Source organism: Streptomyces albidus (ex Kaewkla and Franco 2022), from assembly GCF_013870515.1.
In the GTDB taxonomy this organism is placed as follows: Bacteria; Actinomycetota; Actinomycetes; order Streptomycetales; family Streptomycetaceae; genus Streptomyces; species Streptomyces albidus.
Window position 1 is genome coordinate 1 of record NZ_JACBXA010000271.1, and the last position, 7,263, is coordinate 7,263.

Consider the following 7,263-nt stretch of genomic DNA (forward strand, 5'->3'; position numbering starts at 1 on the left):
CGGCGGACCCGCTTGAGGTTGTCCGCCGCGGCGACCTCAAGCTCCTTCGCGAGCTCCCCCTGCCGTGGGAGACGTCCGGGGGCGGAAGCGCTCTGGTGCTTCAGCTCTCGGGCGGCGGTGTACCGGCCGGTGCGCTCGTCCTTCTCCGCGGGCCGGAGCGGGCGGGATTCGGCGCTACGGACAGCGAGTTGGCGCACCGCTTCGCCGCACGGGCGGGGCTCGCCCTCGCCACCGCTGCCCTGTACTCGCAGCAGGCCCACACCATCGCCGTGCTGCAGGAGAGCCTCCGGCCGGGGCCGCTTCCCGTCGCCGACGGGCTCAGGCTGGGCGCGGCGTACCGCCCGGCCGCGGAGGCGCTCCGCCTCAGCGGCGACTTCTACCACGTGGCGCGTCACCCCGAGGAGGGCGTCACCTTCTTCTTCGGCGACGTGTGCGGCAAGGGCGCCGAAGCGGCGGTCTCGGCGGGACGCGTACGGCAGAGCCTGCGGATGCTGGAGCTGACCGCGCTGGATCCGTTGCGGGAGCTGGAGGTGCTCAACGAGGCGATGCTCGACGACGAGTACCGCTTCACGACGCTGCTGACCGGCTCCGCCCGCCCGCTTCCCGGCGGTGGCGCGATCGTCGAGACGGCCGGTGGCGGGCATCTGCCGCCGCTGGTGCTGCGCGGCGACGGCCGGGTGGAGGAGGTCACGTTCGGCGGCACGGTCGTCGGAGCCGTGCCCGATCCCAGCTTCGGACGGGCGGAGTTCCGGCTCGAACCCGGCGAGGCCGTGCTCCTCCACAGCGACGGGGTCACGGAGGCGCGCGGCGGCCCGACCGGCGACGAGATGTACGGCGAGGAGCGGCTCGCCGGCGCGCTGGCGAGCTGTCTGGGGATGCCGGCGGGTTCGGTGGCGGAGCGCTTGGAACTCCTCACCACCCAGTGGCTGGCCGGGCGGCCCCACGACGACATCGCCGTACTGGTGTTGCAGGCGCCGCCGCTGCGGAGCGGCGCGCGGCAGGAAAGGAGCGTCAGCCGGTGAACGGTAAGGGAATCACCGAGGAGATCCGTGCGGCCTTCGACACCTGCCTGGCCGGTGCCGACGAGGACGCGGCCGTCGAACTCGCCGTGCGTCTGCTGGACGGCGGCGTGGACGCCGAGGCTGTGCTGCTCGACCTGGTTGCTCCCGCGCAGGTGAGGGTCGGGGAGCGGTGGGCGGTCGACGAGTGGAGCGTCGCCCAGGAGCACGCGGCCACCCATGTCAGCGGGCGGACCGTCGACGCGATCGCCGCCGCCGTGCGCGGGAACAGCGCCTCGTACGACGGCGGGAATCCCGGCAGGTTGTCCGGCGGAAAGTCCGGGGACGAGCGGTCCGGCGGTGTGCTGGCCGCATGCAGCGACGGCGAGTGGCACGTCCTCGCGGCACGGATCCTCAGCGAGGTGCTGCGGCTGCGCGGCTTTCGGGTGCGGTTCCTCGGCGGGCACGTGCCGACGGCCCAGCTCATCTCCGACATCCATCAGAACGGCCCGGACGTGGTCGCCCTGTCCTGCACGCTTTCGGTGAACCTGCCGCTCGCACACCGCCAGATCGAGGTGAGCAGGCAGGCGGGGGTCCCGGTCCTTGCCGGCGGTCCCGGATTCGGACCGCAGGGCGTCTGGGCGTACGCGCTGGGGGCGGACCTGTACGCGCCCGACGCCCGCACCGCAGCCGAACTGCTGGAAGAGCGATGGCCACCGCTCCTTCGCGGCGGATCGGCGGTGGAGGACACCTGCATCGAGGCGTACGCACAACTGCTCAGGCAGCGCCGGGAGTTGCTGGAGAAGGCCGTGGAGGACCTCCGCAGCCGGTTCCCCGTCATGCGTGAGCGCTCCGGCAAGCAGCACGACGAAGACACCGCGTTCCTCGGGCAGTTGCTGGACGCACTCGCTGCCGGGGTCTACGTCGGCGACCCCCGGGTCCTGACCGGCCATCTCGCCTTCGCCACGGCGTACCTGTCGGCGCGCGGGGTGGATGCGGCCTCCCTCGAGACGGTGCTGGGGACGCTCGTCGACGAGTTGGGCGACTCGGCGCTGATCCTCCGCCACGTCGTGGCCGGACAGCGGTGGCTGGCCGGGGAGGCCGGCCACACCGACCACTGACGCGGAGGTTGCCCGCCCGGGGGTGACGGGTTCCGGAGCCGGCGGAGAACTGCCGTGTCAGAGCTCGGAGTTGATGATCGCCTCGACCAGCACCTCGCCGTCCGCCGTGAGCCTGATCTGCTTCGCGCCGTCGTCCACGACGGCAAGGCCGCGCTCCTCCAGCGACCGGAAGCGGCCCAGCCACGGTTCGTCGAAGAGGGAGCGTCCGGGGAAGCGCTGCTGGTGGAGCTGGTCGTCGAGCGGGCGCAGGGTCGACAGGGCCATCTTGACCGCCCTGGCCTCCTGGGCCTCCTCGGAGAACCGCGTCGCCGAACCCAGCGGAACGCGGCCCGCCTCGACGGCCTCGGAGTACAGCTTCCAGTTGACGTCGGTGATCGCTTCCGAGGTCCGGCAGCTGGAGCTGCCTCCCAGCCCGATCGCGACCTCCGCCTCCTGCTTGTCCTGGTCGACCATGATGGCCTTCCACTTCTCAGGGCCGAGGCCGTCCCGCGCGAAGTACATGGTCGGATGCTCGCGGTACCCGCTGCGCACCAGGCCCTCGGTGAGCACCTCACGCATCTGGTACTGCTCGCCGAGCGTCGGCCAGCGATGCCCCTTCTTGACCAACTTGGCGCGGTAGTCGGGCAGTTGCCAGGCTGCGGGCTTCTCCCCCGCGACCCCCGTCCTCGTGTCGCTGTAGTCCGCCAGATGAAGCTTCGTGCAGACGACGGCCGTCAGCTCGTTCTCCAGGACGATGTCGAGGTCACGGCGCACGCTGTCGACCGTCTGGTCGAGCAGCCCGTACATGAGGTCGACACTGATCCACTCGAATCCGATGCGCTGGGCGTTGCGTACGAAGTCCACGCACATCTGCGCCGTGTGCTCGCGTCCGCACTGCTCGAGCACAGGGTCGTCGAAGGACTGCACGCCGCTGCTCAGTTTGGTGCAGCCCAGCTCCGCCAGGAGTTCCAGCTTCGCGGGCGTGAAGGTGCTGGGGTCGCCCTCGAAGCGGATCGCCGTGTCCGGGGTGAAGTTGAAGTTCTCGCGGTAGAAGTCGAGCAGCCGGCGGATGGCGTCAGGGGGCAGCAGCGAGGGGGTGCCCCCGAAGACGTTGAACTCGCCGACGGGTGCGGAGGCCAGGTTCGGCACGTCGCGCAGCCACAGTTCGGCCTCGCGGATGTTCCAGTCGACCCACTGGGTCGCCTTGCTGTCGGCGACCTCCGGTGATCCCTTGACCAGGACGACCGGGTACTGGCAGAAGCGGCAACGGTAGGCGCAGGTGGGGATGTAGGACCACAGGTGGATCGGTGCGGTGGCGGCGAGCTGGCGGTCGAGGTCGGAGAGGAAGTCGGCCGGGGGGTAGTCCGGGATGTTGCCGGGGAAGACGTGCGCGCCGAACGGGTCCTCGGTCACGTACTCGACGAGATGACGGTTGGCGGGGTCCGTCAGGGTCTCCAGCACCACCGGTACGGGGTGGCCGGGGTCGGTCGCGCGCAGTGAGGCGATCGACTGCTCGTACGTCTGCTTGTGGCCGATGTCCATCAGAACACCCCTCCGTTCCCGAAGTAGTTGTGTGCCTCTCCGGATTCACGGTCCTCGCAGAAGTACCTGACGAACTCGGTGAAACGCTCCGGCGGGACGTCCTGGAGGCAGGGGGGCAGCGGCGGCGGGTGGCCGATGTCCTCACCTACGGTGGCGCGCAGCCGGGCGAAGATCTCGTCTGCGAACTCGAAGTAGAGGCGGTAGGACGGGGTCTTGTAGGAGTGGATGGGGGTGAAGTCGACGACCCTCATCTCGTCCTTGATCTCAGCGATCCGGCGCCCGAGCCGCTCGGCGAGGGAGGGCCCGAAGAACTCGGCCACGGCGTCGTCGTCGAGCAGGGACGGGGTCAGCAGCACCGGCAGGATCGTGTTCTTCGGCGTGAAGTCCTTGATGGAGAACTCCCATGCCTGCAGGGCCTCTTCCTCGGTGAGATCGCCCTCGCGGTCCACTGCGGTCTCGGGCACCCGGATGTCGCGCATGACGATGATCCCGTCGGATCCGTAGGCGCGGCCGGTGATGACCTCGTCGATGGCGTGGTTCACGCGCCGGGGGTTGATCTCCACGCGGGAGCCGGGCACATAGGCGATGTCCTCACCCGAGCCGCGCACCCTGATCCCGAAGTCCCAGTCGTCGGACAGGTGGTTGACGAACCGCCCCTCCTGGAGCTGGTAGAAGACCTCGACGCCGCCGACCTTGTCGTACGCGCCTCTCTCGACGGCGAAGCCCTTGCCGTCCGGGAAGCCGCCGAACAGCGCGAACGTCACGGCGCGGCAGCGCAGCGTGCGCTGGATGGCGTCCCACAGCCGCGGCCGCCGGGTGAAGTGCTCGGGCGCGTAGTAGTAGTCGCAGACTCCGATGGCCGCCTTGCCCGACTCCATCGCGGTCAGCAGCTCCCACAGCCAGTGCTCGTCCACCCGGCAGTCGGCGTCGGCCGAGACGAGGTAGAACCGCTTCTCGGCGTCGGAGGGCCCGCGACGCGCGCTGCGCTGGGAAGCGAAGTCCATGCCGGTCTTCCGTGCGCAGGCCACGCCCTGTTCGGGCTCCGGTACGACGTGGACGGCGAGGTCGGGGTGGTCGGCGGCGAAGCGGCGTGCGATCTTCACGGTCTCGTCGGTGGAGTTGTTGTCCACCAGCACCACTTCGTACAGCGACTTGTCCAACGGGCCGTTCTCCCCGCGCTGTTCGTAGAGGGAGCGCAGCACGGCGGGCAGGTTGTCCGCCTCGTTGTAGACGGGGAGCACGACGCTCATGCGGGTGCGCTCGCCCATGGGGGTCAGGAACAGCTCGGCAAGCAACTCGCCCGCGCGGTCGGCACCGAAGTGCCGCTTGCCGAGCCGGTGGTTGTATTCCGCCATCTCCTCGCGCTTCCTTTCGTCCAGGATCAGCTCGGCCACGCTGTCCACGAAGGACTGCGTGGGCAGGTCGCCGGTGGTGAGTTCCATGACGGGGGCGCGGAACCCCTTGTCCCCGTACACCGTGTCGTACAGCTGGTAGCGGGTGGTCAGATACGGGACGCGCGAGGCGATGGCCTCGCCTATGGGGTTCCCGTAGCTCTCGTAGTCGTAGGAGGTCAGGAACGAGACGAGGTCGGCGTGGGCGAGGAGGTCGCGTACGGAGTACCCGCGCCCGCTGGCGGATCCGATGTCGGCCTCGTGCGGGGCGAGCCAGCCGCCGAAGACGACTCTGTCCCGCACGCCCAGCGACTCGGCGAGGTGGAGCAACTCGGCGTGCTCGTCCGGGGATTCGGCCGTGTCACCGGCGATGAAGAGGTGGACGTCCGCGCGGTCCGCGAGAGCCGCCACGAGGTGGATCTCCCGGTCGATGCGCTTCTGCGGGATGATCCTCGTGCAGCGTGCGATGAGCGGCGCGTCCTCGGGGATTCCGTGGTCACGGCGGAATGCGGAGTTGCGCCGGTCGGCCACGGCGGGCGTGTGGGTGAAGGTGTTCGGCAGGACGTCGATGTTCTCGAGGCCGGGTACCCATTCGAGGGTCTTGTCCCGGGCCTCCTCGTGCAGCGCGATGTAGTGGATGTGCGGGGAATTCACCGGCGCCACCGTGCGCGGGTACGGGAAGTCGCCGTACTTCTTGATCCCCGGCTCGCTCTGCCACATGAGGTCGTGGTCGCGCCACAGCACATAGCGGCCGAGCCGGTGGCGTCTGCCGTAACGCTCGATGGCCGAGTAGAGCGCTCTGGTGTACACGATGTTCTCGGGAAGCGTGCCGTTCTCCACCATCACGAAGGAGACGTCGAGCCTCTCCCAGGTCTCGACGATCCGTTCGCCGATCATCTCGGCCGCGGCGTCCATCCGGGGCAGCAGATGCTCCCCGGCGCCCTCCTGGATGTACTCGCGCAGAACGGCCGAGACCAACTGCTGGTCGTAGCCGGGGATTTCGTCGATGCCGTCGATCCGGTCGAGGCGGACCCAGCCGGGAAGCAGCGATCCTTCGTCCTGGTAGGGGCGGAAGAACGCGTTCTTGTCCGCCTTCACGTCATAGCCGAGGTCGAGATGGACCCGGTACCCCTGCTCCCGGAAAAGGCGCGCTGTCTTGACGAACTCGACCACCAAACCGGAAATCGGCGTGGCATCGAAAGATATTCCCCACAAAACGGTCATGGAACTCCGACACTCCTGCCGTCGCCTGCCGGTCTGCCTGAGGGTCTGCCCGTCACCGGAGCGTCGCTAACGAACTCCGTTCGTCTCGGCGCCCCAACACTCGGCGATGCAGGGGGAAATGAGCGTCCGTCAGCACAATCGCCCGTCGCCCTGGCGGTGTTGCCAATAGCCTGACCGCTCGCGGAGTCCCGAGAGAGGTGCACGAGTGGTTTCCCAACGCACCGCGGTGGCCGTGGTGTTCGTCGTGAACGGCGGTCTCTACGGTGCGTGGGCCGCCCGCGTGCCCGCTCTGGCGTCACAGGTCGGCGCTGAACCGGCGGGAATCGGGCTCGCGTTGCTCGGTCCTAGCATCGCCATGATCGTTACGGCGCCGCTGGCGGCCCGTGCCTGCGCCGCGTGGGGAGCCCGGTTCGTCATCATGGCCGCACTCGCCGGTGCGTGCCTGGTGCTTCCGCTGCTGGGCCTGGCGGGCTCCGTGCTGACGCTCGGGCTGGCGCTGGCCGGGCTCGGCGCCCTCATGGGGTCGGTCGACGTGGCGATGAACGTCGCCGCCGTGGCCGTGGTGCGGGATCTGGACCGGCCCCTGATGCCGTTCTTCCACGCGGGGTTCAGCATCGGAGGGCTGCTCGGATCGCTTGGCGCCGGCCTGGCAGCCGCGATGTCGGTGCTGCCCGCCCGGCACTTCTGCTTCGTCTCGGCAGCCGGGCTGCTGGCGCTGCTGGTCGCCTGGCGATCGGTGCCCGGCGAACGCCCGGAGCCGGAGCAGCGTGCGGCGGGCAGGTTCCGGGACGTCGTCTTCCGCAGGCGGCTGTGGCTGCTGGCGGTCGTGGCCCTGTGCGCAGCGGTCGCCGAGGGTACGTGCGCCGAGTGGTCGGCGCTCTTCCTGGTGCGCGAACGCGAGGTGACCGAATCGGTCGCGGCCACCGCCTACTCGGTCTTCTCGGTGACGATGGCGCTGACCAGGCTGCATTCGATCAATACCGGGTCGTCCAGGCGCACCTGGTCCGG

Annotated in this window: 5 protein-coding genes; 3 read left to right on the forward strand and 2 right to left on the reverse strand. The window is 69.6% G+C overall.

What is annotated here, in order from left to right; all coding sequences use genetic code 11:
- Together H5J26_RS26280 and H5J26_RS26285 are read left to right on the forward strand one after the other, a co-directional pair.
- Positions 1–1,022, forward strand: a 1,022-nt coding sequence (locus H5J26_RS26280) for a PP2C family protein-serine/threonine phosphatase (protein ID WP_181768456.1), incomplete at its 5' end; no start/stop codon positions are given.
- Positions 1,019–2,119, forward strand: coding sequence for a cobalamin B12-binding domain-containing protein (locus H5J26_RS26285; RefSeq protein WP_181768457.1), 1,101 nt, complete (start codon positions 1,019–1,021; stop codon positions 2,117–2,119). The genes H5J26_RS26280 and H5J26_RS26285, both read left to right, overlap by 4 nt.
- A gap of 57 nt (positions 2,120–2,176) precedes the next feature.
- On the opposite strand, the gene H5J26_RS26290 is transcribed toward H5J26_RS26285, so the two are convergent.
- Both H5J26_RS26290 and H5J26_RS31695 read right to left on the reverse strand, forming a co-directional pair.
- Complete coding sequence (locus H5J26_RS26290; protein ID WP_181768458.1) at positions 2,177–3,640, reverse strand: radical SAM protein; 1,464 nt, start codon at positions 3,638–3,640, stop codon at positions 2,177–2,179.
- Complete coding sequence (locus H5J26_RS31695; protein ID WP_181768459.1) at positions 3,640–6,255, reverse strand: glycosyltransferase; 2,616 nt, start codon at positions 6,253–6,255, stop codon at positions 3,640–3,642. The genes H5J26_RS26290 and H5J26_RS31695 overlap by 1 nt, the downstream gene beginning before the upstream one ends.
- Positions 6,256–6,460: 205 nt before the next feature.
- Here H5J26_RS31695 and H5J26_RS26300 point away from each other — a divergent pair.
- Positions 6,461–7,263 (forward strand): MFS transporter (locus H5J26_RS26300; protein ID WP_181768460.1); only part of this gene is annotated, 803 nt, incomplete at its 3' end.